The sequence below is a fragment of the Dermacoccus nishinomiyaensis genome (genome assembly GCF_900447535.1).
Taxonomy (GTDB): domain Bacteria; phylum Actinomycetota; class Actinomycetes; order Actinomycetales; family Dermatophilaceae; genus Dermacoccus; species Dermacoccus nishinomiyaensis.
The window spans coordinates 1-25,853 of record NZ_UFXX01000001.1 but is presented as its reverse complement, the minus strand read 5'-3'; the positions used below and the strand labels follow the sequence as shown (position 1 = coordinate 25,853).

The 25,853-nt window shown below is 67.0% G+C and carries 43 protein-coding genes and 1 pseudogene; 39 read left to right on the top strand and 5 right to left on the bottom strand.

The features are described 5' to 3' along the window. Positions 1 to 14 precede the first annotated feature (14 nt). The 9 genes from DYE07_RS00195 (at position 15) to DYE07_RS00155 (ending at position 9,978) form a co-directional block, all read left to right on the top strand. Positions 15 to 977, top strand: coding sequence for a hypothetical protein (locus DYE07_RS00195; protein WP_147286869.1), 963 nt, complete (start codon positions 15 to 17; stop codon positions 975 to 977). Positions 978 to 990: 13 nt separating this feature from the next. Then, positions 991 to 3,495 (top strand): sialidase family protein, encoded by a 2,505-nt coding sequence (locus tag DYE07_RS00190; protein ID WP_115296070.1) that lies wholly within the window; start codon positions 991 to 993, stop codon positions 3,493 to 3,495. Continuing rightward, on the top strand, positions 3,492 to 5,738 hold the full coding sequence (locus DYE07_RS00185; RefSeq protein ID WP_115296069.1) for a hypothetical protein: 2,247 nt from the start codon (positions 3,492 to 3,494) through the stop codon (positions 5,736 to 5,738). Before DYE07_RS00190 ends, DYE07_RS00185 begins: the two co-directional genes overlap by 4 nt. 1,297 nt (positions 5,739 to 7,035) lie before the next feature. Further along, positions 7,036 to 7,329: a hypothetical protein gene (locus DYE07_RS00180; protein WP_115296068.1), complete on the top strand. Its 294-nt coding sequence runs from the start codon at positions 7,036 to 7,038 to the stop codon at positions 7,327 to 7,329. A gap of 68 nt (positions 7,330 to 7,397) precedes the next feature. After that, on the top strand, positions 7,398 to 7,802 hold the full coding sequence (locus DYE07_RS00175; RefSeq protein WP_115296067.1) for a hypothetical protein: 405 nt from the start codon (positions 7,398 to 7,400) through the stop codon (positions 7,800 to 7,802). After that, positions 7,799 to 8,125, top strand: coding sequence for a hypothetical protein (locus DYE07_RS00170; protein ID WP_115296066.1), 327 nt, complete (start codon positions 7,799 to 7,801; stop codon positions 8,123 to 8,125). The genes DYE07_RS00175 and DYE07_RS00170 overlap by 4 nt, the downstream gene beginning before the upstream one ends. A 67-nt stretch (positions 8,126 to 8,192) precedes the next feature. Then, complete coding sequence (locus DYE07_RS00165) at positions 8,193 to 8,996, top strand: peptidoglycan recognition protein family protein (protein ID WP_115296065.1); 804 nt, start codon at positions 8,193 to 8,195, stop codon at positions 8,994 to 8,996. Further along, positions 8,996 to 9,640: a peptidoglycan-binding domain-containing protein gene (locus DYE07_RS00160; protein WP_115296064.1), complete on the top strand. Its 645-nt coding sequence runs from the start codon at positions 8,996 to 8,998 to the stop codon at positions 9,638 to 9,640. Before DYE07_RS00165 ends, DYE07_RS00160 begins: the two co-directional genes overlap by 1 nt. Further along, complete coding sequence (locus tag DYE07_RS00155; protein WP_115296063.1) at positions 9,637 to 9,978, top strand: hypothetical protein; 342 nt, start codon at positions 9,637 to 9,639, stop codon at positions 9,976 to 9,978. The genes DYE07_RS00160 and DYE07_RS00155 overlap by 4 nt, the downstream gene beginning before the upstream one ends. 171 nt (positions 9,979 to 10,149) lie before the next feature. On the opposite strand, the gene DYE07_RS00150 is transcribed toward DYE07_RS00155, so the two are convergent. Beyond that, positions 10,150 to 10,377 (bottom strand): hypothetical protein, encoded by a 228-nt coding sequence (locus DYE07_RS00150; protein ID WP_115296062.1) that lies wholly within the window; start codon positions 10,375 to 10,377, stop codon positions 10,150 to 10,152. Next, positions 10,377 to 11,522: a tyrosine-type recombinase/integrase gene (locus DYE07_RS00145; RefSeq protein ID WP_115296061.1), complete on the bottom strand. Its 1,146-nt coding sequence runs from the start codon at positions 11,520 to 11,522 to the stop codon at positions 10,377 to 10,379. The genes DYE07_RS00150 and DYE07_RS00145 overlap by 1 nt, the downstream gene beginning before the upstream one ends. Before the next feature lie 326 nt (positions 11,523 to 11,848). On the opposite strand from DYE07_RS00145, the gene DYE07_RS00140 reads away from it, so the two are divergent. The 3 genes from DYE07_RS00140 (at position 11,849) to DYE07_RS00130 (ending at position 13,491) form a co-directional block, all read left to right on the top strand. After that, complete coding sequence (locus tag DYE07_RS00140) at positions 11,849 to 12,283, top strand: hypothetical protein (protein WP_147286868.1); 435 nt, start codon at positions 11,849 to 11,851, stop codon at positions 12,281 to 12,283. Beyond that, positions 12,273 to 12,704, top strand: a complete 432-nt coding sequence (locus DYE07_RS00135; RefSeq protein WP_115296059.1) for a hypothetical protein — start codon at positions 12,273 to 12,275, stop codon at positions 12,702 to 12,704. Before DYE07_RS00140 ends, DYE07_RS00135 begins: the two co-directional genes overlap by 11 nt. A 79-nt stretch (positions 12,705 to 12,783) precedes the next feature. After that, positions 12,784 to 13,491 carry an Ltp family lipoprotein gene (locus DYE07_RS00130; RefSeq protein WP_115296058.1) on the top strand — a complete coding sequence of 236 codons (708 nt, stop codon included), beginning with the start codon at positions 12,784 to 12,786 and terminating at the stop codon, positions 13,489 to 13,491. A gap of 69 nt (positions 13,492 to 13,560) precedes the next feature. Here the strand turns inward: DYE07_RS00130 and DYE07_RS00125 are convergent, their stop codons facing one another. Beyond that, positions 13,561 to 13,938 (bottom strand): ImmA/IrrE family metallo-endopeptidase, encoded by a 378-nt coding sequence (locus tag DYE07_RS00125; RefSeq protein ID WP_202774997.1) that lies wholly within the window; start codon positions 13,936 to 13,938, stop codon positions 13,561 to 13,563. Continuing rightward, positions 13,935 to 14,330 (bottom strand): helix-turn-helix domain-containing protein, encoded by a 396-nt coding sequence (locus DYE07_RS00120; RefSeq protein WP_115296057.1) that lies wholly within the window; start codon positions 14,328 to 14,330, stop codon positions 13,935 to 13,937. Before DYE07_RS00120 ends, DYE07_RS00125 begins: the two co-directional genes overlap by 4 nt. A gap of 77 nt (positions 14,331 to 14,407) precedes the next feature. Between DYE07_RS00120 and DYE07_RS00115 the strand changes: the two genes are divergently transcribed. Beyond that, positions 14,408 to 14,650, top strand: coding sequence for a helix-turn-helix domain-containing protein (locus DYE07_RS00115; RefSeq protein WP_202774998.1), 243 nt, complete (start codon positions 14,408 to 14,410; stop codon positions 14,648 to 14,650). A gap of 50 nt (positions 14,651 to 14,700) precedes the next feature. Here the strand turns inward: DYE07_RS00115 and DYE07_RS00110 are convergent, their stop codons facing one another. Continuing rightward, positions 14,701 to 14,955: a hypothetical protein gene (locus tag DYE07_RS00110; protein WP_218564385.1), complete on the bottom strand. Its 255-nt coding sequence runs from the start codon at positions 14,953 to 14,955 to the stop codon at positions 14,701 to 14,703. A gap of 110 nt (positions 14,956 to 15,065) precedes the next feature. On the opposite strand from DYE07_RS00110, the gene DYE07_RS00105 reads away from it, so the two are divergent. From DYE07_RS00105 to DYE07_RS00005, 26 genes and pseudogenes are all read left to right on the top strand, one after another. Beyond that, positions 15,066 to 15,884 carry a ParB N-terminal domain-containing protein gene (locus tag DYE07_RS00105; protein WP_115296054.1) on the top strand — a complete coding sequence of 273 codons (819 nt, stop codon included), beginning with the start codon at positions 15,066 to 15,068 and terminating at the stop codon, positions 15,882 to 15,884. Between the two features lie 14 nt (positions 15,885 to 15,898). Beyond that, entirely contained in the window at positions 15,899 to 16,747 is an 849-nt protein-coding gene (locus DYE07_RS00100) for a hypothetical protein (protein WP_074040727.1), read from the top strand. Between the two features lies 1 nt (position 16,748). Next, positions 16,749 to 17,102 (top strand): hypothetical protein, encoded by a 354-nt coding sequence (locus DYE07_RS00095; protein WP_115296053.1) that lies wholly within the window; start codon positions 16,749 to 16,751, stop codon positions 17,100 to 17,102. Continuing rightward, positions 17,095 to 17,337, top strand: a complete 243-nt coding sequence (locus DYE07_RS00090; protein WP_074040729.1) for a helix-turn-helix domain-containing protein — start codon at positions 17,095 to 17,097, stop codon at positions 17,335 to 17,337. The genes DYE07_RS00095 and DYE07_RS00090 overlap by 8 nt, the downstream gene beginning before the upstream one ends. Continuing rightward, positions 17,334 to 17,609 (top strand): hypothetical protein, encoded by a 276-nt coding sequence (locus DYE07_RS00085; protein WP_147286867.1) that lies wholly within the window; start codon positions 17,334 to 17,336, stop codon positions 17,607 to 17,609. The genes DYE07_RS00090 and DYE07_RS00085 overlap by 4 nt, the downstream gene beginning before the upstream one ends. Positions 17,610 to 17,700: 91 nt before the next feature. After that, on the top strand, positions 17,701 to 17,823 hold the full coding sequence (locus DYE07_RS15030) for a hypothetical protein (RefSeq protein WP_256594760.1): 123 nt from the start codon (positions 17,701 to 17,703) through the stop codon (positions 17,821 to 17,823). Between the two features lie 10 nt (positions 17,824 to 17,833). Next, the gene (locus tag DYE07_RS14585; RefSeq protein ID WP_172462921.1) at positions 17,834 to 17,980 is read left to right on the top strand and encodes a hypothetical protein; all 147 of its coding nucleotides are present in this window, start codon (positions 17,834 to 17,836) and stop codon (positions 17,978 to 17,980) included. 1 nt (position 17,981) lies between these two features. Beyond that, entirely contained in the window at positions 17,982 to 18,494 is a 513-nt protein-coding gene (locus DYE07_RS00080) for a hypothetical protein (protein WP_115296051.1), read from the top strand. Further along, positions 18,491 to 18,673 carry a hypothetical protein gene (locus DYE07_RS00075; RefSeq protein WP_115296050.1) on the top strand — a complete coding sequence of 61 codons (183 nt, stop codon included), beginning with the start codon at positions 18,491 to 18,493 and terminating at the stop codon, positions 18,671 to 18,673. The genes DYE07_RS00080 and DYE07_RS00075 overlap by 4 nt, the downstream gene beginning before the upstream one ends. Positions 18,674 to 18,767: 94 nt before the next feature. Beyond that, positions 18,768 to 19,421 (top strand): annotated as a pseudogene (locus DYE07_RS15310) (PD-(D/E)XK nuclease-like domain-containing protein); the annotation flags it as partial. 23 nt (positions 19,422 to 19,444) lie between these two features. Then, a complete protein-coding gene (locus tag DYE07_RS15020; RefSeq protein ID WP_256594758.1) occupies positions 19,445 to 19,576 on the top strand; it encodes a hypothetical protein in 132 nt (43 codons plus the stop codon). Beyond that, positions 19,573 to 20,169, top strand: coding sequence for a recombinase family protein (locus DYE07_RS15015; RefSeq protein ID WP_115296093.1), 597 nt, complete (start codon positions 19,573 to 19,575; stop codon positions 20,167 to 20,169). The genes DYE07_RS15020 and DYE07_RS15015 overlap by 4 nt, the downstream gene beginning before the upstream one ends. After that, positions 20,166 to 20,477 (top strand): hypothetical protein, encoded by a 312-nt coding sequence (locus DYE07_RS15010; protein ID WP_115296092.1) that lies wholly within the window; start codon positions 20,166 to 20,168, stop codon positions 20,475 to 20,477. Before DYE07_RS15015 ends, DYE07_RS15010 begins: the two co-directional genes overlap by 4 nt. A 294-nt stretch (positions 20,478 to 20,771) precedes the next feature. Then, a complete protein-coding gene (locus DYE07_RS00065; RefSeq protein WP_115296049.1) occupies positions 20,772 to 21,134 on the top strand; it encodes a hypothetical protein in 363 nt (120 codons plus the stop codon). A gap of 174 nt (positions 21,135 to 21,308) precedes the next feature. Continuing rightward, entirely contained in the window at positions 21,309 to 21,824 is a 516-nt protein-coding gene (locus tag DYE07_RS00060) for a hypothetical protein (RefSeq protein ID WP_147286866.1), read from the top strand. A 405-nt stretch (positions 21,825 to 22,229) separates the two neighbouring features. Further along, positions 22,230 to 22,439: a hypothetical protein gene (locus tag DYE07_RS00055; protein WP_147286865.1), complete on the top strand. Its 210-nt coding sequence runs from the start codon at positions 22,230 to 22,232 to the stop codon at positions 22,437 to 22,439. 97 nt (positions 22,440 to 22,536) lie between these two features. Then, positions 22,537 to 22,848: a WhiB family transcriptional regulator gene (locus DYE07_RS00050; protein WP_115296046.1), complete on the top strand. Its 312-nt coding sequence runs from the start codon at positions 22,537 to 22,539 to the stop codon at positions 22,846 to 22,848. Between the two features lie 2 nt (positions 22,849 to 22,850). Continuing rightward, the gene (gene ssb, locus DYE07_RS00045) at positions 22,851 to 23,372 is read left to right on the top strand and encodes a single-stranded DNA-binding protein (RefSeq protein WP_115296045.1); all 522 of its coding nucleotides are present in this window, start codon (positions 22,851 to 22,853) and stop codon (positions 23,370 to 23,372) included. Positions 23,373 to 23,375: 3 nt separating this feature from the next. Beyond that, positions 23,376 to 23,777: a hypothetical protein gene (locus DYE07_RS00040; RefSeq protein ID WP_115296044.1), complete on the top strand. Its 402-nt coding sequence runs from the start codon at positions 23,376 to 23,378 to the stop codon at positions 23,775 to 23,777. After that, positions 23,774 to 24,037: a hypothetical protein gene (locus DYE07_RS00035; protein WP_115296043.1), complete on the top strand. Its 264-nt coding sequence runs from the start codon at positions 23,774 to 23,776 to the stop codon at positions 24,035 to 24,037. The genes DYE07_RS00040 and DYE07_RS00035 overlap by 4 nt, the downstream gene beginning before the upstream one ends. Continuing rightward, positions 24,034 to 24,222, top strand: coding sequence for a hypothetical protein (locus DYE07_RS00030; protein WP_115296042.1), 189 nt, complete (start codon positions 24,034 to 24,036; stop codon positions 24,220 to 24,222). The genes DYE07_RS00035 and DYE07_RS00030 overlap by 4 nt, the downstream gene beginning before the upstream one ends. After that, positions 24,219 to 24,536, top strand: a complete 318-nt coding sequence (locus tag DYE07_RS00025; RefSeq protein ID WP_115296041.1) for a hypothetical protein — start codon at positions 24,219 to 24,221, stop codon at positions 24,534 to 24,536. The genes DYE07_RS00030 and DYE07_RS00025 overlap by 4 nt, the downstream gene beginning before the upstream one ends. Further along, positions 24,533 to 24,826: a helix-turn-helix domain-containing protein gene (locus DYE07_RS14580; RefSeq protein ID WP_115296040.1), complete on the top strand. Its 294-nt coding sequence runs from the start codon at positions 24,533 to 24,535 to the stop codon at positions 24,824 to 24,826. Before DYE07_RS00025 ends, DYE07_RS14580 begins: the two co-directional genes overlap by 4 nt. Beyond that, positions 24,823 to 25,014, top strand: coding sequence for a hypothetical protein (locus DYE07_RS00015; RefSeq protein ID WP_115296039.1), 192 nt, complete (start codon positions 24,823 to 24,825; stop codon positions 25,012 to 25,014). Before DYE07_RS14580 ends, DYE07_RS00015 begins: the two co-directional genes overlap by 4 nt. Further along, the gene (locus tag DYE07_RS00010) at positions 25,011 to 25,265 is read left to right on the top strand and encodes a hypothetical protein (protein WP_115296038.1); all 255 of its coding nucleotides are present in this window, start codon (positions 25,011 to 25,013) and stop codon (positions 25,263 to 25,265) included. The genes DYE07_RS00015 and DYE07_RS00010 overlap by 4 nt, the downstream gene beginning before the upstream one ends. 202 nt (positions 25,266 to 25,467) lie before the next feature. Next, the coding region (locus tag DYE07_RS00005; protein ID WP_147286864.1) for a hypothetical protein at positions 25,468 to 25,853 on the top strand (386 nt) is incomplete at its 3' end.

Genomic DNA, 25,853 nt, shown 5'->3' with positions numbered 1-25,853 from the left:
CGAAAGGCTTGACGATGACTCTTTCCCCGGCGTGGGCGGTCGATGGTGGGCGTGTGCCCGCAAGCGTGGCCCGGATGCTCGCGTGGGCGGCGACCAACGGCTCGAACGGGGTCGTGCAAGCCACTGACCTCGCGGTGACGGCGCTGCCCGTGCCCGATGGCGCGGTGAACGTCGCGCCCGGTGGCGCGCTCATGGTCAACCGTTTCGGCGGCCGCGCGCAGGCGCAGACGTACGTCACCGCGAACGACGCGACGATTCAGGTGGCGATCCCGCCGACGTCGAGCACGGCGCGCACCGACTACCTCATCCTGCGCGTCGACGACTGGCACTTCGACTCCTCGCAGCAGCCCAGCAACCCGCTCGATGCGACGTACTGCTCGCTGCAGCGCGTGACGAGCCTGACGGGCATCGCGTACCCGTACGTGCCGCTCGCGAAGATCACGATCCCCGCGTCGACGGGCACGATCACGCCCGCGATGATCACCGACCTTCGCCAGGTCGCGAACCCTCGCACGAAGCGCGTGCTACGCCCGAACGCGCTGATCTGGACCGAGAAGGAAACCCTGTCGAATGCGACGGCGCAGGGCGAATACTGGCCGAACAAGGGCGGCACGCAGGACGTCTTCATCCCTGAGTGGGCGACGCGCGTGAAGATCCGCGCCGACTGGCTTTCGATCCTCATGCCCGCCGGTAACGTGCAGGGCCGCGTGTGGGTCAGCTTCGGTGACTGGGACGGCAAGTCGTGGGGCAAGGCGTCGCAGGACTTCGCGTTCGACAACGTCCAAGCGTCCAACCCGAGCCGACAGAACATCACCGTCGTCGACGAAATGCTCATCCCCGCGAACCTACGCGGCCGCTCGGTGCATTTCCAGGCGTGGGCGAAGAAGCTCGGAAGTGTCGGCCCCGTCATCGACGGCTGGTCCGGTTTCTCGCTCGACCTGACCTTCGAGGAAGTCGCGGACTCCTCCACCACCTGACAGGAGGGTCGACATGCTTGAGCTGCAGCCGACCACGGCACGCACCCTCAGCCACACCGGCGGGTACGAGGCATTCCCCTACGCCGCGACGAATGGCGCGTCGACGCTCGCGCTGTGGCGCTCCGCGAAGGCATACGGGCACGCCGACGACCCGGCGGCGATCATCCGCGGCGCTCGCTTCGACGCGCAGTCGCAGGCGTGGTCTGACGCGGTAGCGCAGTCTGGACCGCCGCCGGGTACGGCACCTGCTGGTCTGGCGTGGGATCCGATCGGCAAGCGGTGGGTCATGCTCGGCCTGTCGGCAGCAAGCGGCCTACGCTCGAGCCTATGGACGTCACCGTCCGGCGGGTCGTGGACGCGTAAGGTCGACCTCGCCGAGCGGTGGTCGTGGTTCTTCGCCTGCGACCTCGCGATCGACGCTGACCTGTGGGTCGTCGCTGGGTACGGCGCGCTCACGGGCGGGCGCACCTGGCAGCCGATCATCACGACGACACGCGACGGCGGTGCGACATGGAGCGCGCCGACGATCCCGGCGGGCCTGCCCGACTTCGGTGAGAAGGGCTGGTCAGAGCCGCAGGTCGTGAAGCTTCCCTCGGGTCGGTGGCTCATGGCGATCCGCAACGACCTCGACTACGGCATCCATCTCGCCTCCTCCCCGGATGGTCTGTCGTGGACGTACGAGCGGCGCATCGCCTCGGACGTGTCCGGCTCGCCGGAGATCGCCGTCACGGCTGACGGTGTCATCGTCATCCTCGTGCGCCGCCGGCCCGCGAAGGTCGAATGGCATGGCGAGTGGGCGTGGCTCGTCAGCTACGACGACGGCGCTTCGTGGGCTCGCCGCGATGACTTCCCCTCCGATGGGCGCTTCATGCTGTACGGCGCGCTCGCACAGTCCCCGCAGGGGCTGACGTGCGTGTTCGCTGCCGAGGACGACGTCACGAGGCCGTGGGAGTCGTCGTCGATCCTCGTCACGACGCTCGAGCGGCGCGACAAGCGCGTCGAGCTACCCGACGCGCCCGCAGTCGTCTCACGCGTCGACGCGCAGCGCGCGAAGGAATGGCAGCCCGCCGCGTGGCGATTCTTCGCGACACGACTGCACGGCGACGGCACCGAGACGATGCTGCACCCCGACCTCCCCCTCGCCGACGTCGAACCAGAGTTCACGCTGTCAGGTACGTCGTCGCTGCGCGCGACGATCCCCGTCGAGGTCGCCAACCTCACCGACGCGGGCCTCGACGTGCTCATCGCCTGGTCAACGGTGATCTGGGTCGAACTCGACGGGCGAGCGCGCGGCGCGTGGATTCTCACCGACGTCGAGAAGGCTGGCCCCAAGCTCAGCTTGTCCGGCCTCGGCTTCGTCGGCTTCGCGAAGGGCACCCCGTACGGCGGGGAAAAGAGCTTCGTCAACACCGACGCCCTCGACGTCTTCCGCCACGTGTGGGAGCACATTCAGGCACAGCCGGGCGCGAATCTCGGGCTGACGCTCGAGTCTGACAAGTCGGGCGTGCTGCTGGGCCGTCAGAGCGTGGACCAGTTGCCCTTGTACGTGGACAACTCGCGTTTGCCTGCGCTCCCGGCAGAGGGCACGTTGTGGCGGTTTCAGCGCACGAAGACGCCCGCGAAACCGGCGGTGAAGGTGAAGCGGGTTGACCCGAAGACGAAGAAGGTCACGGTGACGACGACGCCGGCGAAACCTGCCGTGGTCGAAACCCTCTACGGCGAATCGCGGCGCACCGTGCCCAAGCCACTGCCTGCTGGGTCGGAGGTGATCGTGCGTGAGCGTAAGAACACCCAGGTCTCGTGGGTGGAGGGCCCGGAAGACGGTATCCCGGCCGACCTGTTCGACGTGGTCGGTATCGCCACGAAGCAGGCCCCGAAGGAGGACACGGAGGGCGAGCAGCTCGAGCCGTTCACCCTCGCCTGGTACGCGGACGCTGACCTCGGCGCGAAGCTCGACACGATCTGCGAGCAGGGCAACTTCGACTACGTCGAGGATCACTCGTGGGACGGTGACGCGCCCCGCCATGTGCTGCGCTTCGCCGCGCCGCTCGCCGGGCGGGTGCGTGATGACCTGCGCTTCGTCGTCGGCGAGAACATCGTCGAGGCGCCTGCGCTGACGGAGAAGGCCGAGCAGATCGCGACGGAGGTCGTCGTCCTCGGCGCCGGTGAGGGCCGCGCGATGGTGCGCGGCACCTGGAAAGCGTCGACGCCCGGCCGGCTGCGCCGCGTGAAGACGGTCACCGACAAGAGCCTGCGCACGAAGGCCGACGCTGACGCCCGCGCCGCACGTGAGGGAAAGGCCGCGACGCTCGGCGCTGACATCGCCTCCATCGTCGTACGCGATCACCCGAACGCGCCGCTCGGCTCATGGGGCTTGGGCGACACGATCACCGTCCGCGGCGACGGGCAAGGCTGGGCGGGTGACTGGACGATGCAGCTACGCATCATCAGCTACACCCTCAGCCCCGACAAGGACACAGCCACCCTCACGGTGGCTCGAGGAGAGGTGACGACATGAGCGGAGAGTTCCGTGAGCTCGCCCGGCGCCTGCGCCGCCTCGAGGAGGGCGTGAAGGCGCAGAACGTCCCGCAGCTCGCGCACTCCTCGGTCGAGGACGGCGCGATCGAACACTACGACGCCGACGGGCAACTGACGGCGATCGTCGGCAAGCAGCACGACGACACGACCGCGCCCGTCGTCGTGACCGGCCCACCCCCGCCGGCGCCGACCGGCCTCGACGTCGTCGGCGGGCAGCTGCAGGTGACGGCGACGTGGGACGGCTCGTGGGCGGACGGCGCCGTCGCACCGATGGACTTCGCGCGTGTCGAGGTGCACGTCGGCGCCTCGCAGGACTTCGAGGTCGACCCGCTGCCCATGTCGACGACACGCGTCGCGACGATCGAGTCGCCTGGTGGCGCGTCGGTGACGTGGATGGCCGAGCCGGGCGAGGTGTGGGTGACGATCGTCGCACGCTCCCTGCCGGGCAAGGTCAGTGAGCATCGCGAGCTCGTCATGGTCGAGGTGGGCGCAGCCGTCGACCCGGAAGTCTTCGAGCAGCTCAAGGTCGACCTCGCCGAATCAGCGGCGCGCGTCGATGCGCGCATGGAAGAGATCGCGACGATGCCGCTCGACGCGACTCGGATCACCGACGGCTCGATCTACGCACCGAAGCTCGACACGAACAGCCTCGGCGCGCTCGTCGCTCAGATCCTCACGCTCGACGTGTCGCACCTTGTGGCGTCGGACGCGAAGATCGGTGACGCCGTCATCGAGAAGCTGACCGCGCAGATCCTCGCCGCGCACAAGATCACCGCAGACGACATCGACGCCGGCAAGATCGCCGCGGCGCTCGCGACGATCCAGACGGTCAAGGCCGAGAATATCCAGTCGGGCTTCTTGAACGCGTCGATCGGCATTGGCACGACGGGCGCGATCATGGCGGGCGACTGGTCGAAGTCTTACGCACGCATCGACGACAAGGGCTTCTCGACGTACACGGTCGCCGAGGACGGAACGCAGTACATGGCGACGGCGCTCGGGTCGGCGGCGACGAACTCGCTGACGATCGCGGACTCGGCGGGCGTGACGCGCGCTTCGATCAGCCCTGACGGTGACGTCGCCGCGAACTCGGTCACGGTCGCGGATGACGTGTCGATCGCGGGCGCCGACCTCATCGGCCAGCGCCTGCCATACGCGGGATCGTCGGGCGCGTCATGGCTCGACACGCTGCCGTGGGCGCTCGCGGGCATCAGCAACATGGGCAAGACCGTCGCCGGGAGGGCAGTTACCGCGCAGACGACGGAAGTCATCACGCCGCTGCATGTGGTGACCGCGACAGTGTGGCCCGGACGCACCTATCAGGTGACGATGCCATATGCCTACTACGTGAACGCGCCTTCGTCGGGCGCGTCTGTTGGTCTGTGCCTCTACACGGCGGTTGGCACGCAAGCGTCGCCGTCGCCTGCGACGCCGACGACGACGTCGCCGACCGTGTACAGCGTAAGGCCCTCGACCGCGGCGGGTGGGCCTGTCAGTGACACGCTCGTGGCGACACTGACGCCGCAGATCGAGGCGGGCGGGCCTGTGCAGATGAAGATCCTCGTGGCGAGCGCCGTGAAGAACGCGACGATGACATACTCGGTTCCAACGGCGGCGGCGTGGCTGCTCACCGTGCAGGACATCGGACCGTACGTGCCCGACACGGGTTACCCGGTCGGCGGTGCGGCTGTCAGCCAGTTCGTCAGCCAGTGGAAGGCGTCGGTCAGCCGCTCCTTCGACAAGGCCGGCGCCGACTCCAATGCCGACTATCAGCAGGGCATCCTGCGCCACGGCGGCGACGCCCTCACGCACTCAGCGTTCGTGTGCAATGACCCCGCGTTCTTCGGCGAGAAGGGAAAGACGATCGCGCAAGCACTCACCGGCGCGACGGTCACCAAGGTCGAGATCGGCGTGCAATCGCTGTACTGGTCGAACGCGACAGGCGGCACCCTCACGCTCCTACCGCTGGGTGCTACGTCGATCCCGGCGACGGACACCAGCCCGGGCGACCCGAAGAAGGGCGTCGAGAAGAAGTTCACGACGCGCTCGCAGTGGCAATGGGTGACGGTGCCGACGTCGTGGATCACCCCGACGTCAACGGGCGTGCGCCTCGGCCCGACATGGTTCTACGGCGCCACGAACCAGGGCTACTTCGCGAATCACCGCCACCCGAGCGCACCCCCGCAGATTCGCATCACCTACACGCGCGCCGACAAGGGCTGAGAGGACACCACATGTCATGGACCATCACCGGCACGATCGTCGACCCGGACGGCACCCCATCCGACGGTGCGATCGTCGCGATCGTGTCGCCCACCCCGGCGCGCTCGACGAGCGGGAAGCTCATCGACAATGACCGTGTCGCGATCCCCGTCTCGGGTGGGCAGGTCGGCGACGTTGCCCTCGAGTCCGTGCCGGGCGCGACGTGGACATTCCTCCTGCCACGCAGGCAGCGCGTCGAGATCGCCGACCCTGGCGACGGATCGGTCATCGACCTCGCCGCCGACGTGTCGACGGTAAGGCCGCTCGCCCCGGACGAGGCATCCCTGCTACGCGAGGAGATTAAGCGCCTCCAAGCCGAGGGACTGCGGGGCGACCCTGGGCCTGCGAACACGCTGAGCATCGGGTCAGTAACGAGCGGGCCGACAGCTTCGGCTTCGATTCGCGGCGCCTCGCCCGACCAGATTCTTGACCTCGTGCTACCGAAAAGTGACGGCGGCGGGAGCGGCACGAGCTCTCCCGGCCCCGCGAACGTGCTCACCATCGGTAGCGTGACGTCGGGCGCTCAGGCCGCCGCGTCGATCACGGGCACATCGCCGAGCCAGGTACTCAACCTGACGCTACCCAAGGGAGACCCAGGCCCCCCCGGCAAGGACGGCGCATCACCGCCCGCGCCAGTGTTCACGGCGTCAGCGTCGACGCTCTCGGCCGGGGCTGCCGCGACTGCCGCAGTTTCGGGCACGTACCCGAATCTCGAGCTGACGTTCGGAATCCCGCGTGGTGCCGACGGTGCCGGCGGGTCGGGAACAGGGCAGACGGCGTACGAGATGCGCGGCACAGGCTCACCATACGGCGTCATCACCCCGCCCGCAGCAGGCACCTGCTACACCGACACGGCAGGCACGAACGGCGCATGGCGCTGGATCGCTACGGGCACGTCCAGCAGCTCGTGGGTAGTGGTCTACGGATGCACGGGCTGGCGACGAATCACGACCGACCAGCCCGCCGCATGGTCCTCGCTCATCGTCCTCGCCCGCTGGGAGCCTGGCATCCTGCGCCTCATCATCGACGGCCTGCTCGACGCAGGAGCCTCCCGCTGGGATGTCCCGCTCGACTACTCAACCCCATCTCAATTCTTCGTGCCGCTAAAGGGCGCGGAAGGCTGGGTGCTCCCCAATGGCCGGTTCAGAATCGACCGCACGGGGGGGAGGCACGCGGACAAGTCACCATCCCGTCCCCCAGATGGCCCACAACACTCCCCGGCACTCCCGCCTAAACCCCCAACCCAAAAGGATCCATCATGGCAACCCTCGCTCAGCACATCGCCGCACGCAACGACAACGACCTCCTCGCCCGCTTCATCGCTGCCGCCGAAGTCGCCGGTATCGACAACCCCCAGGGGTGGGCCGAGCAGCACCGTGGCGAACTCGTCGCCGCCCGGGTCGACGACGACCATACCCTCAGCGACGTGCACGCTTACGCCGTCGCGACCTACCAGCCCACCCCCCGCCCCGGCGCCAACCCGGAAGCCGTCACCGACGACCAGATCAAAGCAGTCGTCCAGAAGGTGCGCGAGGCGAGGGCCGAGGGGTGAAACGCCGCCGGCTGCACCGCTTGCGGCGCGGCTCATGGCAGCCCGCCAGGCTCACGAGCGCCGACCACATGCTCATCCTGTACGCCCTGATGATCATGCCGATCGTCAGGGCATTCGACTACAGCAGCGGAGACGACGCTTCGGCCTCGCTCACCGCAGTCGAAGGCTTCGCGCCGATGTGGGCGTGGGCGATCTTCTTCTACCTCGGCGCGCTCGTCCTCGCCTACGGCGTGCGCGCTCGCCGCCACCTCATCGTCTACCTCGGGCACAGCATCCTCGCGGTGACGTACTCGGCGCTCGCGGTCGGCATCCTCGCCGCTTCCCTGACCCGCCCCTGGCTGGACGGGGTGCGCGGCGCGTCGGTACTCATCCTGCCGACGCTCATGCACTGGCTGATCTGGTGGCGCACGGGCCCGGCGCCGATCAAGGCCGGTGAAGCCGTCACCGTCGAGAAAGTGGAGGGGCCGAGGTGAACGAGGTCGACGTCAGCCAGTCGAGCATCATGATCGCAGCGACGATCTTCGCCGGCGTCCTCGGCATCCTCTCGCGCAGCTTCTTGTCGACCTTCCGTGAATGGTCAGACGCGAAGCGACGCACCGCAATCGAACGCGACGGCGCCGACATCGCCGACCTGCGCCGCCAGGTCGCAAATCTCACGGAGCGCATCGAAGCGTCCGACGAGCGTGAGCGATCACAGCGCCACTACCTCACCGAGCACGCCAAATGGGACCGCAAGGCCTACGCGGCACTCGTCCAAGCGGGCATCGACATCGACCCGCCGCCGTCCATCTTCTGACCCCCACACCATCCACGCCCCGCGCCACCTGGCCGGGGCGTTCGCATGCCCCGCGCAAGGAGAAGCGATGTCCCTGCCCATCACGACGATCCCGTCCCCGAACTTCACGCGAGGCCGCGCCCGCAACGTGCGTGTCGTCGTCATCCACACCGTCGAAGCACCCGAGCGCGGCACGATCGCCGAGGACGTCGCGCGCAACTGGTTCGCAACCGCGGCCGCCCGCTCGAGCGCGCACTACGTCGTCGACAGCGACTCGATCGTGCGCTGCGTCGACGAAGCGAACACCGCGTGGGCAACCCCCGGCGCGAACGCCGACGGCCTCCAGATCGAACACGCCGGTTACGCCGCACAGAACCCCGGCCAGTGGGGCGACGACTACTCCCGCGCCATGCTCGAGCTGTCCGCGCGCCTGACCGCCGACCTGTGCCGCCGATACGCCATCCCCGCCGTGCACCTGACGCCCAGCCAGCTCGCTGCGGGCGCTCGCGGCATCATCGGCCACGTCGACGCGACGAACGCCTATGGCCCCCGAGGCGGGCACACCGACCCCGGCCCGTCGTTCCCGTGGGACACCTACATCGCGAAGGTGCGCGGCTACCTCGGCCAGGCCGCGGCCGTTGCCCCGAGCAACACGTTCCCGCTGCCCCCCGGCCACTGGTACGGCCCCAACGACGGCACGGTGCGCTCGCACTCCGGCGTGCGCGTCGCCGACAAGGGCGTCGTAGCGCGCATCCAGAAGGCCGTCGGCGCCAGCGCGGATGGCATCTACGGCCCAGCCACGAAGGCGAAGGTCGCCGCATGGCAGGCCGCTCACAAGCTCACGGCTGATGGCCTGGTCGGCCCCCTCACGTGGAAGGCGATGAACGTCTGATGGTCGATTCCGCATGGGCTGACTCCAAGCTCGCAGCCGCCCACCTCCTCGCTGCCGTCAACGATCTCAAGGCGCTCGGCTGCTACGCGCTCGAGTATCCGAAGGCGAACCCGTCGTTCCACATCAACGGTTCGCGACACGCCGCGACCGGCTACGGCGGTCGCGCGTGCGCGTGCGACGTCAACCGCGACCCCCGCGGTCCGAACAGCGAAGACGAGCGCGCATGGTTCGAGAAGGTCGGCCAGCACATCGCATGGGGCCACGGCCTGTCCGTGACGTGCGGCATCTATGGCTACGTCGAGAACCACTCCGGCGCGAACATGCATTTGCACATCGACGACGGCCCCTGGTCGAACGTCGGCGACAAGCGCGGCGTGTTCCGCACCCCGAAGGCAGCGCGGCCTACCCTGCCCGCATGGCCCGTGCGCGCGTTCCAGAAGGCACACGGCCTCGTCGTCGACGGCATCCCCGGCAAGCTCACCATCTCCGCGCTGCAGAAGCTCGTCGGCGCGAAGGTCGACGGCATCGCGGGCCGCGAGACGTGGAGCAAGGTGCAGGCGAAGGTCGGTGCAGTCGTTGACGGCATCCCTGGCGGCGAGACGTACTTCAAGCTCGGCGTCGCCATCGAAGGAGGCGAGCTGTGACGAGCACGGACAAGATGCCGACCACGAAGGTAGCGGCCGGCGGTGCGGTCGGTTTCATTACGGCCCTGATCATGTGGGCGATCACCGCGTCCGGCGTCAGCGTGCCCGACGCGGTGATCGCGGGTATCCCCTGGCTCGCTGGCGTCATCGCCGCGTACCTCACCCCGGACAAGCTCGTCGAGTACGGGCGAATCCTGCGCGACAGCGAGGACGAGCATGCACGCGGTGGCCGTCACGCCGACAACGGCAACGGCATCCCCGACGACGCGGGCGACCACCTGCAGGTCATCCCCCCCGACCAGACGGCGAGCGATACCAAAGCCGACGCTGCACGCTGACTCTCACTCTCACACTTCAGTCGCACTCTGGTGCAACTCTGAGTGAGAGTGAGAGCCCGACGCTGCTGGTACGCTGTAGCCCTACCGTGCAAAGTAGAGCACCCCGGCATCCGCCAGGTGCAACGAAGCGCCCCCCACCTCATCGCGAGGTGGGGGGCGCTTTTCGTGCGTCTACAGCACCCGCTCCACTCTCACGCCAGCGAGCGCCGACACCGGCACGCCATCCGCGCGCACGTACACGCGATCGCCCGAGCGCATCACCGACTCGACCACGACGACGTCACCATCCATGACGACACGGTCGCCCGCGCGCAGATCAGCCGCCGTCACGACCTCGACGTCCTGCGAGACCTCGCCCTCAGCGGGCGGCGTCGGCGTGGGGTGGGAGTCGATGTCCATCAGGGCGCGTCCTTCTTCTCGAGCTGCTTCGTCGCCTTCGTCAGCAGCTTCCCGACCTTGTCGATGCCCTTCCGGCGGATGTCCAACTCCGTCCGAATGTAATGCGCGTCGGTGACCTCCGGGTTCTCCTGCCCCAGAATGTCCGCGATGATGCGTGACGGCACGCCAGCGTCGGAGAGCATGCTGCCTGTCGTCTTGCGGCACGAGTGCACCGACACGGGCTCAGCGATCCGTGCGAGGCGCTGATGGTTCTTCCACTTCCGCGAGTCGACTCCGGTGTTGGCGGGGCCGAACACTAGGCCCGTTCGCGGGCTACCAGCCTCCACCCAGTAAGCGTGCAGGTCGGCATACAGGTCGTTCATCATCGGCACGCTGCGCACCGACCGCGCCGTCTTCGGAGTCTGCAGGATGTACTCGCCGCCGACGTACGCCTGAGCCTGACGCACGTGGATGGCGCGCGCCGCCCAGTCGACGTGCTCCCAGTCCAAGCCGAGCGCCTCGCCCTGACGCAGCCCACCGAGCAACGCCACCGACCAGCGAGCAACCTCCTTCGGTTCGCGGTTCTTGCGCAGCCATGCGAGGACGGTCGCGCATTCGGCCACGCTGAGCCGCCGAATCTCGGGCGGCCCGGTCGTCTTCGGCGGCTCAACGTTGTCGCACGGATTCCGCTCGATTTTGCCCTCCATCGTGGCGACCTTCAGGCAGCGCGACAGGATGACGTGAACCTGGCGGATCGTCGCTGTCGAGTACTCGCGCTCAGCGAGGTCCGCGTAGAAGGCGCGCACGTGCTCGGGCTTGATGTCACGAAGCCGGCGTTGCCCGAGCGCCGGGATGATGTGCTGCTCCATCTTCGAGCGGTGCGACTGCAGTGTCGTCGGCTTCACCCTGGTCGTGCAGATCTCGTCGAGCCAGTACCGGCCCCACACCGACAGCTTGGTAGCTCCGCCGGCGCCGACACCTCGTGCGACTTCGGACTTGAGCTTCTCGACCTTCTTCAGCAGCTCCTTGTGAGTTGGCGCGCTGACGGATCGGGTGCCGCCACCGTCGAGCTTCATCGTGAAGACCTCGACGCCGTTGGGCCGAGTCCAGTAGGTTCCTTCGCCGCGGCGTCTGCGTGGCCGCGTGCGGTGGTCGTCGTCCGTCATTTTCACCCCGTGCTGTTGTCTATCTGTTGTCTATCGCACGCTGTCAGACGCTAGCGTGCGCCACCGACAACCCGGCAGGGTGAGACGTATTCCGTTGCAGTGCAACGCTTTTCGAGACTCGCTTCGGCTGACCAAAGATCGTTCGAGAGGATTATGAGTCCCCTGCTCTGACCAGCTGAGCTACCGCCCCTTACGTTGCGAGACAACGGAATTCGCCTCACCAACTACGCCTGTAGCGTACCGCTGTTGTCTATCTGTTGGTCTTTACGCGGAACGCTATGCGGCGTTATGCAGAGAATCGTACTGCAGGGACGTAGAGTGGTTTGGTGCAGAAGCCAGGGAAGTCAGGCCGCAACCGGGGCCTCGTCAAGATGGACGGGACCCCAGAACCGAAGCCATACCGACGCCCCCCGACTGCCGACCCTGGCCAGGACAGGAAGGTCAACTACGGCCTGGGCTGGGAGATCACCATCCGTATCTGGCGCTACAACGGCCGACTGGTGGACTACGCCATCAACCAGCACTGCGAAGGCGACGACACTGGCGCCAAGGTGAAGGACATCGCCCGGATCGATTGCTGTCACCATCACATCCACGAACACCAGTTCTTCAAGAACGGCAACCCGCAGTGCTACGTCAACATCAAAGAGCTTGAGCAGTCGACGGCGTGGACTACGATGCAAGAAGAACTCAAGGTCTCCCAAGAGCACATGCTCGACAAATGGGATTGGCACCAAGAGAGGTGGGAACGTGGCTACTGAACGAACAACTCTGACCGAAGAACGCCGCGCGACAGCCCGCGCCGTCGCCGACGCCCTCGCCTTCGGATCGCCAGCCCTGACGGACTTCGTCGAAGAGCGCATGGACGCAGGCGACCCCATCATCGCCGTCGAGTACGAAACCCCGGCACGCGAAGTTCGCGAGATCCTCCACCACTACTACATGCTGGGTCAGATCCACACTGTCATCCTCATGCGCAAGGGGGACGAACTGGAGTCCATGCTGTCCTCTTACGACGGCATCGACCGCCCCGTGCAGGTGCGCGGCTCGGAGATCCACGACGACAGCCCGATCGGAATGGTCTTCGAGGCGCTGGAGATGTCAGTTCGCGCCCAGCGCGCCATCCCAGCCCACATGCGACGCCGCGTAGGCGTACGCGAGTACGCGATGTCGATGGCGTGACAGCCACACGAAAACCCCCGAGCCAACTTGGCCGGGGGTTTTCGCTTTCCGGGGCTCGCGGAGGCCCTACCCTGAGCACATGAAGAAGCTCGCCGCGCTCGCAGCCCTGCCCCTGTTCGCCCTCACCGCCTGCTCGAGCGGATCGAGTGACGCGACCAAGACCGTCACCGTCAGCGCGACACCGTCAGGCGCCGCATCCCCGAGTGATACGCCATCGAGCGCAACGAACACACCGACCGATGCTGCGGACGACACCACCGCAACCACCGAGACGGACGATTCGGCGGAAACGCAAACCGCAACGAGCGACGCCACCGAAGCCGCGAGCACGAGCGACTACCCGACCAGCGACACCGCCGACACGCCAGGAACCGAAGCGGCGGACACGACGACAAGCGACGGCCCCACCGACGAAGCCACAAGCGAATCCCCCGCCGATACCCCAGCCACAACCGCCGAAACGCCAGCGGCCGGCGGACAAGTCGACTCCGCGATATCGTCCGCGCGCAGCTACCTCGCCTACTCGGCGTTCTCCAAGCAGGGGTTGATCGATCAACTCTCGTCACCCTACGGCGAGAAGTACCCACTGTCGGTCGCCACCCAGGCCGTCAACTCGCTGACGGACGTTGACTGGAACGAGCAGGCCGTTAAGTCCGCCCAGAGCTATCTCAAGACGCAGGCCTTCTCGTGCGCCGGGCTGACCGATCAGCTCTCGTCGGCCTATGGCGAGAAGTTCACGCCCGCCCAGGCTGCGTACGGCGCTTCACAGACGTCGGCCTGCAAGTAACCGCCAATCATCAGCGCCCCCGCCATCTCGGTGGGGGCGCTTTCGTGTCTCCATGTCCCTATCGCAACGTCATGCGGCCTTGTGGCACATCCTCCACGCGACGACCATGACGAGCGTGACGTCGAGTTCCTTCGCCAAGGCGCGCGGGTCGTGACCGACGATGCGCTCGGCGCGACGGTAGGCGTCCTCGCTGATCAGTAGCTTCGCCGCGTACATGTTCGCGCTGCGCTCCTGCGCCAGGTAGTCATCGTCCGGCTCATGGTGGAGCGCGGCGTGCCCGAGCTCGTGCGCGAGGCTGCATCGCGTGACACAGTCGCCGCGCCCGTCGGCCATGCGGATGACGCGCCGCGCGTGGTCATACTCGGCCGGCACCGGCAGGTCGCGCCCCCACTCGACGTGTACCCCCATCGCCTCGGCAAGCAGCACCAACTCGGCGATCTCGATCACGGTTCCTCCTGGCGTCCCTCGACCTCTTCGTCTGCGCCGACGTTCGAGTCGGCAACGGCCCTGAGGTTACGAGGCGGCACCGACAACCCCGCCTTGTCGCGGCGAGCGGCGAGCTCGTCGGTGCGCTGCCGCGTGAGGCGTGCGCGCTCCGCCACCTCCTCCAGCATGCTCAGGCCGGACGTGAAGCCCAGGAGGCTTGAGATGCTGTCCAGCTCGTCAAGCGTCCATGAACGCTTACCGTTGACGCGCTCGGACACGTACGCCTGAGTGCGCTCCAGCCGCTCGGCCACTTCGCGCTGCTTCACGTCGCGCTCCCGCAGCATCCCCGCGATGAAGCGGCTGATCTGCCTGGAGAACTGGCCCTGCGCGCGCATCTGCTCGTTTTTCACCATGCGATAAGAGTAGCACCATCACGACGTTTTTTATCGCGCACGTTGCTCCGTCATCGCATATGCGTTACTGTCATGCCATGGAAACAACACGGATGATGTTTGCCCGGGCAGTCAATGTCCGCCTCGAACAGATCGGACTCAGCAAGGGAGAGTTCGCAGCCAAGCTCGGCATCAGCCAGGCCACCCTCTCCAACCGTCTCGCCGGCCGCCGTCGCCTCGACACCGACCACATGGACTCGATGGCGCAGGCCCTCGGCTTCAAAGACGCGTTTGCCTTTATCGCATATGCGAAGAGTCTCGACGAAATGGCAGCGGCATGACCGCCCAGCCCCAGCGCGACGGCCAGGACCGGGCGGTCACCGGACGACTACTACCTCGCTGCCGAGCGCGCCTTCTCAATGCGGTCGCGAAGGTCATCTGGGACATCACCGTCGAACTCGAACATCAACGCCGTACTGCTCGGGATCAAGAAGTAGGTCACGCCATCCCCCCCTTCGTTCGCCCATCCGAAGTTCGCCTCCCCGTCTTCGGCGAACTGCGTCCTGGTCTGGACAAGCATGTCGGCGAGTTCCGCGTCGGTTTTGAAGTTCAGGACGACGGGGCCGCCGGGGGTAAGGAACTGCATGCGAGCCATAAGGGCTCCTCCATTTCTTCAGGTGGTGGAACTCCTGAAGGTAGCGGAGCGGGAGCCGCTTCGGGCGGCTCCCGCGACGCAACACCGGGCGGTGACGCCTGATGCTGTACCAGTTCCTCCCCCGCCTCTCGGACGACGAATACACGTCGCTCGAGAAGTCGATCCGCGAGCACGGCATTCAGGTGCCGATCGTTGTCGACGAGAACGGCTCGGTCATCGACGGGCACCACCGCAAGGAGATCGCCGACCGCCTCGGTCTGCCGTGCCCTCGCAACACGGCACGCGACCTCGACGAGACGGGCAAGCGCACCCTCGCCTGCAGCCTCAACCTCGACCGGCGCCACCTCAACCGCGAGCAGAAGCGCGAAGTCATCGCGAAGTCACTGATGGCTGACCCGCAGCTCTCCGACCGGCAGCACGCCGAACGCGTCGGCGCGAGCCCGACGACGGTGGGCAACCTGCGGTCGACGCTCGAGGAAATGGGTGAACTGTCCAAGTTGGACAGTCGCCTCTCCGCCGATGGACGCGAGCGCCCCGCGACACGGCCCACCCCAGCCGCCGACTACGTCACCGACCAGGCCGCCGACTACGTCACCGACCAGGCCGACCTCGACACCGCGCTCGCGGACGCCGGGTTCGATACGCCGGACGCAGACTCGCCCCCAGCCCACTCGGCTTCCAGCCCCAACGGCAAGCAGTACACGCGCCCCGAACCGCAGACGCCGCGCCGCGCGCCCCTACCCGACGCATTCTGGCGCGCAACCTACGACCTCACAAAGGTCACCGAACGACTCGGACGCCTCACCCAAGACGACCGATTCCCCCAGAACGCGGAAAAGGTCGCCACAGCGAACCGCAGCGACCTTCTCCGAGCAAGCGACCTGCTCCACCAGGTCATCGATTCCATCCCTGAAATCTGAAAGGCAGTCTACCCATGTCCAGCTACGCCATGAACCCCGTCACCTGGAAGCGCGCCAAAGTCATCGGCCCCCAGCAAGGCTTCATCGTCGCCACACCCGACTGGGCGCAAAGCGTCCTCGACCACCGCAACAACAACAACCGCAACATGAGCGAGCGCCACATCAACCGACTCGCCCGCGACATGAGCAACGGCACGTTCGTCTACAACGGCGACAACATCCGCTTCGCCGCCGACGGAACACTCCTCGACGGACAACACCGCCTCGCCGCGATCGTCAAATCCGGCATCAGCCTCGACCTCGGCATCGTGTGGAACCTGCCCAACTCCACCCAGGACACCATGGACGACGGCCGCAAACGCACCATGGCGAACGTCCTCGAACTGTCCGGGGAAGGCTACAAGGCAAAGACGACCGCCAGCATCCTGCGACGCGCCGTCATGCTCGAACGCGGCAACCTGCACAACAACAGCTTCGCGCCCACCAAACGCGAAATGCAGGCCTACCTCGAAGCGCACCCCGAGGTGAAGGACTCCGCCGCCATGGCCGAGCACGTGCGCAACGGTCACGGCGTGCGCTGCGCCGCCTCAACCCTCGGCCTCGCGCACTACATGTTCTCGCAGAAAAGCCGCAAGGACGCAGACCTGTTCTTCCAGCTCCTACGCACCGGAGCAGGCCTCGACGCGGGCGACCCGATCCTCGTCCTGCGCAACCGACTGTCCGTCGAAGGATCGACGCGCCTGTCCGGTGAGCAGCGCGAAGTCCTCGCCTGGTTCATCAAGGCATGGAACGCGTGGCGCCAGGGCAAGAAGATCAAGATCCTGCGCCACAAGTCCGGCGAAGCATTCCCCGAGGCGATCTGACATGGGCGCCCTCACCCCCGCCGAGTTCGCCGAGCAGTGCGAGCAGCAAGCGCGCGAAGCCGACGTCGAGTGGGCCGGCAAGCACCCAGAGCTGTGGATGGATCAGTGCGACTGCCCGCCCGGGCTTCTCGACGATGGCCTCGGGTGCCGGAACGAGCGCTGCCAGCGCTGCGGCCTCGCCGTCGCCGACATGCCCACCGCCACCGTGTGCGGCATTGACATGCCGCAGAGCAAGGGATTCGGCCTCGTCAGTCCCGACACCGCAACGACCTACTGGTGGACGACCTGCCCCGACTGCTCGAAGCAGCTGCAGCGCCGCCACCTCACCACCGTCAAGGAGGCCCCGAATGCCTAAGCAGAAGACCCAGGAGCCGTTTGTTAGCCCGTGCGGGAAGGCGCTGCACAGCATCCAGGACGCGGCCGAGTGTCACGCGGCGTCGGAGCGGGTGATCTTCGCGGCGATCAAGTCGGGCGAGCTGCCGGCGGTGCAGCATCCCGGCACGAAGTGGTCGATCACGTGCGAGGACTTGTTCGAGTGGCGCCGCCAGTACGGCACCCCGAACCGCGCCGAACTGGAGCGTGCGTCATGACCCCGATGACGATCACGAGCGACGTCGACGGTCTCGGCGTCACCGTCACGACGGACACCGATCAGGTGCTCATCACACCGCGCATCCTCGCAGCGTTCGCCGATGTCACCGCCGCTGGTGACATGCCCGACCTGCTGGCCATGATGCGCCTCGCGCAGTCGCCGTGCAGCCGCTGTGGGGACGTGCCGTCCGTCGGCCGCGACGAGTACGACGCGCCACGCTGCCAGGTGCACGAGGACGCCGCGAACGCCGCAGGTTGGAGCGCGTCATGACCCTCGACGTCTGGCTCGCCCTCGCCTCCCCCTTCCCCATCTTCGGCGCCCTCGCAGGCCTTGAGGCGCTCGGCGACTGGTGGTGGCGCGAATGAGCCGCGAGTTCGGTCCCGCCGACCACCACCCCGCCGAATACGACGCCCTCACCGACTGGCTCCACGAGCGCCCTGACGCCGACCACCCAGACCCCGACGACGACCGCGACTGCGACTAGGAGGCACCGAATGATCACCGTCACCTGCGCGACATGCCACACCGCGCACACCGCCCGCTTCCTGCCCGCGCTGCGCTGGAAGCTCGGCCACACCTGCCAACCCGCGCGCCCCGCCGAAGCATCCGCGTACCAGCCGCGCCGAATGAAAGGCGACTGACATGACCACCGCCGAAGCCCGCAAACAGCAGCGCAAGCGCAGAATCGCCACCCGCAAACAGTTCGCCAAGGACGCATCCCGCTTCTCGGACACGGAACTCAGGATCTCCATCTACCGGAACGGGCACTGCAACTCACGCCGACCTAAGGTCAAGTACCTCTCAGCCGGGGAAGCGTGGGCAGCCATCGTCACCATCTACCCGGACGAGCCGAACATGCACGCCTACTGCTGCGAGCACTGCCACACCTGGCACATCGGGCACGCAAAGTACCCAGACTGGGCATACATCGAAGCGATGCGTGAACGCGTCGACATCGCACGCGGCCCTCATGTGAACCAATGCTCGTGGCCCATCGTCGACCCAAACGTGCCGACAGCAAACCTGCTCGCCGAAGCTCTCGACGATCTGAGCGAACACCTCAAGAGCGCGCGCCGCGAGATGGTCGGATTCCCGCAGTTCTACATGTGGGACGGGCTTCTCAAAGCCAAATACCTCGAGCAGGTCGCCGCATGAGCGCCCGCCGCCCCCACATCCTCATCGAGGACGTCACCTTCATGCTCGCCACCGGTGAGCACCCGTGGCGCATCGCCCAACGCCTCGACATGACCCTCGCCGCGATGAGCCGTGCCCTACGGCGCGCCGGCCGCCACGACCTCGCACGCCTCTTCGAGCGCATCGGGGTGACCGCATGAGCAACGTCGCCGAACTCGCCGCACTCCTCATCCTCGCGCTCGCACTCGTCGCCTGGATGATCACCCGCTACATCGACGAGAACAAGGAGGACTGATGATCCAGCACACCAGCGGCATCCACGATGTGCCCGAGAGCGACTACCACGGCGACCGTCGCAGCCTCTCCGTCAGCGGCGCCAAGGTTCTCCTCGACTGCCCCGCCCGCTACCGATGGCAGCAGGACAACCCGGTACACAAGGACGCCTACGACTTCGGGCACGTCGCCCACGAACTCATCCTCGGCAAGGGCGCCGGGTATCGCGTCCTCGACTTCGACTCATGGCGATCGAAGGACGCCCGCGAAGCGAAGGAGCAGGCCCACGCCGACGGCGTCGCGCCCATCCTCACCGCCGAGCACGAACGCGCTCTTGCGCTCGCCGACGCGGTGAAGGCGCACCCGACGGCCGCGGCGATCCTCGCTAACGGTCACGCCGAGAAGGCGATCTACGCCGAGCACGCCGACACGGGCGTCCTACTGCGGGGCCGCGCCGACTGGATCACCAAGAAGGCAGACAGCACCCCCGTCGTCGCCGACGTCAAGACCACCGTCAGCGCCGCCCCGAAGAACATCGACCGCGCGATGGCGGACTACGGGTACGCGATGCAGGCCGCCTGGTACATCGACCTGCTCGCCCTCAACGGGACACCCGACGCGTCCTTCATCTTTTTGTTTGTCGAGAAGACCGCACCCCACTTCGTCACCCTCGCCACGCCGAGCGACGACGCCCTCGAATGGGCCGCGCGAAGAACGAGAAAGCGATCCGCCTCTACGCCGAATGCGCCAACACCGACACCTGGCCCGGCTACCCCACCCACGAAGCGAACGTGCCCGCCTGGGCATGGAAGGACATCGACGAAGCATGAGCAACGAACTCGCACCCCAGAACACGCCGTTCGCACCGAACCAGCAGGCGATCGCGCAGTACCTCGGCCTCAACCCGAACGACGCCAAGAGCCACGCCGTCGTCGCCGTCTGCGAACGCTACGAGCTCGACCCCGTCCTCAAGCACGTCATCGTCATCCCCAAGGGCGGCGTCTACATCACCCGAGACGGGCTGCTGCACATCGCGCACCGCTCCGGCCAGCTCGACGGCATCGTCGTCGAGAAGAACCCCGTCATCGAAGACGGCGAGTGGGTGTGCACCGTCAGCGTCTACCGCAAGGACATGCGCTTCCCGTTCACGTTCCCAGGCCGCTACCCCGTCAACGGCGGCAACAAGCAGTACGCGCAGGAAATGGCGCTCAAGGCCGCCGAATCCCACGCGCTGCGCCGAGCCTTCGACGTCAACGGCATCCCCTCGATCGACGAGACGAGGGAGGACGGCGGCCCTTCCCGCCACACCGCGACCCGCCAGGCCCCCGCGATCAGCGCCGCCGACTTCGGCATGCCCGATGCGACCGACGAGGAACCCGCGGTCGACACGACCACCGGAGAAGTCATCGAGGAGCAGGCATGAGCACCCGAACGGTCGACGTCGGCGACGGCCACATCGTCACGCACCTCGACGAACCGGCACCGCTGCACCCGGAACGCGCGGCCTGCGACATGGTCACGCACAAACTCGTCACGACAACACCCGCGACAGGCACCACCGACTGCGAATGCGGACACGTCAAGCTGCAAGGCCTGCACACGCACATCTACCAGTGCTCCGTCTACGAAGCCTCGCATGGCAGCGAAGTCGGTAAGCGCATCGGATACGAACGCAACATCGCCGAGTGGAGCGTCTGCGACTGCCACCCCGCCGCGGAGGTGACCGCATGAGCGACTTCGACACCGAAGGCCCCGTCAGCGGGCAGCAGCAGATTCACTGCCCGCCATGCCCGTTCAAGGCGTGCGCGTGGTGCCCGTACCCCAGTACGCAGCAGGCCGGCACATGAGCACCTGCCCGCGCTGCCACCCCCGCTACTGCGCACCCGCCCGCTGCTACTGCGGCCACCCAGAATGCCCCGCACACGACACGTACGTGCCACGCATCCGCACCGAAACCGGCCGCGATACCCGCGAGTAACTGAGGGAGATACCCATGAGTAACCACCGAAACGAGGGCCGAAACCAATGGCGTGGTTCCGCACAGATGACACGCTCCACAGCCACCCGAAAGCACGCCGCGCCGGACTCGAAGCCATGGGCCTGTGGTGCCTGTGCGGGTCGTGGTCGATGCAGTACAAGACCGACGGCTTCGTGCCCGAATGGTTCGCCCACGACTTCCCACGTGGCCGCAAACTCGCACAGTCGCTCATCGCGTCTGGCTTGTGGCACAACGGAACTCGTGACGGCGAGGTTGGCTATCAGTTCCACGACTGGCTCGATATCCAGCCGTCGTCCGACGAGATCGAACGCGACCGTGAGCGCAACCGTGAACGTCAGCGGGCCTGGCGTCAGCGGCTTCGCGAAGGCAAGAAGGACGACCCCGCGTAACGCCGAACGTAACGCGTTACTAACAGGGGTAGTAACGGGACCCGTACCGAACCGAACCGTACCGAACCGGGCCATTCCCTTAGCGGTGGTCACTGTTGCCGCCGAGCGTTGCGGTAGTAACGCGCGAGGCTCGCGACGCGACGGCGGCCACGAGAGCGATTCGAGGTGGGTGGCGTGCTGACACCTCGCATGCGGGCGGCGCTCGTCACGACGATGGTCGAAGCGCGCGACTGGAATCCGAAAGCGTGCGGCGAAGCAATCGACCGCATGGACGCCACCGGACGCTTCCAGCACCAGGCGTTCTACGTCAGCGTCGTCGGCCGCTACGTCAGCGCACTCACCGAAGACGGACGCCCCCGCTTCACCACACCAGCCCTCCTCGCCGACGAAGGCGAGCACTGGACACACACACCCATCGAAGGCCGCAAAGCACGCGCCATCTGCACCACGCATGGCCTTCCGTTCCCCTGCGACGACTGCAAGACCGACCCCAACCTCAAGCCACTCGACGACCCGAAGTCATGGCGCGCGACGTACAAGCAGCGACGCGAACAGGAAGCCCAGAAGCGCCGGCAGATGACCGCCGACCAGGAAGCACGCCGAGACGCCGCACGACACGAAGCCGCACGCAAGAAAGCCCAACAACTCGACGCAGCCCGCGCCGAACTACACCAAGGAGAAAAGCCATGACCACCCTGAAGCCCGGCGACATCGTCCAGCACCCCGAGTGGGGACCTGGCCTCGTAGGAGGCGGCAAGCAGATCTTGTACCTCGCTCGTGACGGATTCGTGTACGCCGCCTTCGACCCCGACGGCTGGGAGCGCGTCGAGACCTGCACGGAGCGCGAACGCACGATCCTTGACATCTACCAGCGTGTATCGAGGTACGGGTACACGTACGTCGACACCAGCAACAACGTCGTCATGGAGCGGAGGAGGGCGGACGAAGAATCGACCGCTCAGCGCACCGAGAGCACGCCGCCCCGCCGACGAGAAGCCCACGAACGCCACCGTCACGCTGCCCTGCCCCGACTGCGGGGAAGCGATCACGCGCACCGCTCAGGTGTGGACCGGCAGCCCGCGCACCCTCGCGTGGGTGACTCTCGAATGGCACACCTGCCCGCCCGCGCAGCCCGACGAGCCGCAGGAGTTCGGCGCGCGCATCGTCGTCACCGATGGCCTGTCCGGCAAGGCTGAGCGGTGGTGCCGCCAGCACGACGGGTACTGGGCCAACGAAGACAGTGAACTCATGACGTGGGCCTACCTCTGCGGACGCGGCACCGTGACGCTCGGCTGGGACGAGTGAGCGCCACCATGCCCGTGAAGCGCCACCAGCGCGATTCTCCCGGCCTCTGACACCGAAAACGTCTCCCAGTACCCCCACGACCACGAAAGGCCCTCAGATGCCCCATTCACCGCTCTGGCTCCCACCGAAGCCCGCACCGTCCACGCGTGGAGATGACTGGCACAACCGCGCCGCATGCATCGGCCACGAACGCACATTCGACGACGCCGACCTCGAACAGCACACCACGAGCCGCAAACCAACATTCGACGCCACCAACGACGCCCTCGCCATCTGCGGAGGGTGCCCCGTCAAAACGCAGTGCACCACCGACGCGCTACGCATCGAAAAGGGCACACGCAGCGCAGAACGCTTCAGCATCCGAGGCGGACTCACCCCAACCGAACGAGCCAACACGAAGAAGGCATGACCATGAACGAACCCAAGACCACCCTCGTCGGCAACCTCGTCGCGGAGCCTGAACTTCGATACACCCCGAACGGTGCTGCCGTCGTCAACCTCACCATCGCGCAGACGCCGAAGGTGAAAGACCAGTCCGGGCAGTGGGTCGACGGCGAAGCGCTCTTCGCGCGCTGCACCGCCTGGCGTGACCTCGCCGAGCACATCAGCGAGTCGCTGACGAAGGGCACGCGTGTCATCGCCGACGTGCGGATCAAGTCGCGCTCGTACGACACGAAGGAGGGCGAGAAGCGCACCGTCACCGAGTACGAGATCGACGCGATCGGCCCCGACCTGCGCTACGCGACGGCGAATGTGGCGAAGGCGGAACGCAAGCAGCAGGGCTACACCGGCCATCAGCGCGACGACGGCTCATGGACGCCGAACCGCGAGTCGTCGTTCAACTCGGCGACCGGCCGCGGCGGGTTCGGGCAGCAGGGCGGCGATGACCCGTGGGCCGGGCAGGGCGGCACGTCAGCGCCCGCCCCGTTCTAGGCCATGCCCCAGCGGACGCCAGGCCCCATCGTCGCGGTCGAGGTGCCAGCGCCCCTCGGCCGCGACGGGAAGGCCGCATGGCTCACCCAGAACCAGCGCCTGCACCACCGCGTCAAGGCGCCCATCACGAAGGCGTGGCGCCAAGCAGCAGCCGACGCCGCTGAGCCCATCGCCGCCCTGCACGTCTTCGCGCGGCCCGTGCACATCACCCTTACCGCGCACCGCACCGGTCGCGCCCTCGACGCCGACGGGATCGCGCCCTCAGCGAAAGCGGCGATCGACGGGCTCGTCGACGCCGGGCTACTGCCCGACGACTCGCCCAAGTTCGTTCACGCCGTCACCTATCGCACCGCACCTAAGGCGAGCGCCAACGTGCTCGTCATCGAGATCAAGGAGACACGATGACCTACTACTGCGCATGTTGCCTCAGCGAGCACGAGAGCCCCGACTTCGTGTGTGTCGACTGCGAGGGAGACCCGATGGCGACGATGCACGAGCGGCCAGCCGCCGGCGTAGATGCGTGGCTGCGATGGCTCGACGCTCCCGCACACCCCGTCGGCACCGCGACCATCCGCGACGACGGCGCGACCGCCATCGTCAGCTACGAAGTCGTCGCACAGATCAGCCACGACCAGATGCTCGACCTACTCAAGGAGACCCGATGAGTGCCCGAATCCACGTCGACGAGCACATCGAGAGCTTCATCAAGCTCGGACACTGCACGCTCGACCAGAAGACGCCCGAAGTGTCCATCCACGTCGAATACGACCAGAGCGACATCGACGACGCCCTGCGCACTCTCGCCGCCGCCTACCGAAGCATCGTCGCGCAGATCGAGCAGACCCGATGAACAGGAAGCTCACGCCCGACCAGCTCGACGAGATCGAGGCGGCGGCGCGCTCCGAGATTACGGCACGTGTGACGGCGCCCAGCATCGACCAGGTTGGGCGCGTGCGCCGAGAGTGGGAGACGTTCCTCAAGGCCGCGACGCCGATCAACGTGCTCGCGCTCATCTACGACCTGAGGGAGGCCGACGCGACGATCGAGCGGGTGAGGGAGTTGCACCGGGAGAACGCGTACCCTGACCGGCCCGTGTCGCGCTGCCGCGACTGTGATGACGTGTGGCCGTGCGAGACAGCCCGGGCGCTCGGGGAGGAAGCATGAGGAAGCCTGGCGACGTCCGAGCCCGTATTGCGATCGCCCGATATGACCGCCGCCTCGCCTTCGCGCGGGGAGGCCGGCACCTGCCAGAAGAGCCGATGGCAAGCCTTGTGTACCTGCGGCTTCTACACGGCATGAGCCGCGCTGACATGGCACGAGATATGGGCGTCTCGGAGGCTGCCGTCACGGAGTTCGAGACCAGCCAGGCCGACGTGCGCATGAGCACTGTTCGCCTATACGCACTAGTAGTCGGCGCTCTCGTCCGATACGACATCGTGAAGGAGGAAGCGTGAGCGCGCCGCTGTTCGGAACGCCGGTTGGCCCGTGGTTCCGGTGGTTCGCGTGGCGACCCGTGAGGACTGCCGACCGCGGGTGGCGCTGGTTGATCTTCGTGTGGCGACGCCGCTACCAGACGAAGCTCAACCTCCCCGGACCCGTCGACCAGTGGTTCCATACCGTTGTCGATCGGGAGGAAGCATGAAGCCGTGGAGCATGTGGCGCGACCCGTGGTTCATCGCGCACATGGCCATAGCCGTGCTGACGCTCGTCGGCATCGTCACTGTCGGTGTCATCGCAGTGACGCATGACGACTCGCCCGGCCCCGAGTGGGTGCATGACCGTGGCTCGATCTACTGGACGTGCACGTCGGATGGGCACGCGCTCATCAAGGACACCGATACCGGCTCGACGATGCTTGCGCGTGACGACCGCAAGTGCGACTCGGGAGGGTGACCGCGAGCGCCCCGCCATCGTGCGGGGCGCTCGTGTTCGTTTCTGTTGAATCCAACACTCGACGGGAGAATCCAACATGCCCCGCCCACCTCACAGAGAACGGCCCGCCCACCGGTGACTGGCTGGAACCGCTGACGCCCGCCCAGATCGCCGGCCGCAGTAGACCGCCGCCCTCGCCACCATCACGTCGCTGTGGCCCGACATGCTCGAGCCCACCGGTACTGCCACCGGTGGCGGGCACGGAGACCCACGCGTCATCCAGGTCTGCAACGTGCGCCAGGAAGTGAACTGGCAGGTGCGCGGGTGGTGCCAGGTGCTCATCGAAGACCACGACCTCGACGATCGCACGCCCGACGGCCACGACACGCTCGGGCTGTGCGCCTACCTGCGCAAGCACGTCGACCTCATGTCCACGCACGAAGCCAACCTCGACGCGCTGCAGGAACTTGAGGACTGCGCCGACGCCGTCACCAACGTCGTCTTCGGGCACAAGCGGCCACGCCTCGCGCTCGGCGCGTGCACCATCACCGCGTGCGACGGCATCGTGCGAGCGCTGGCCAGGACGACGACGGCCACCAGATCGCCAGG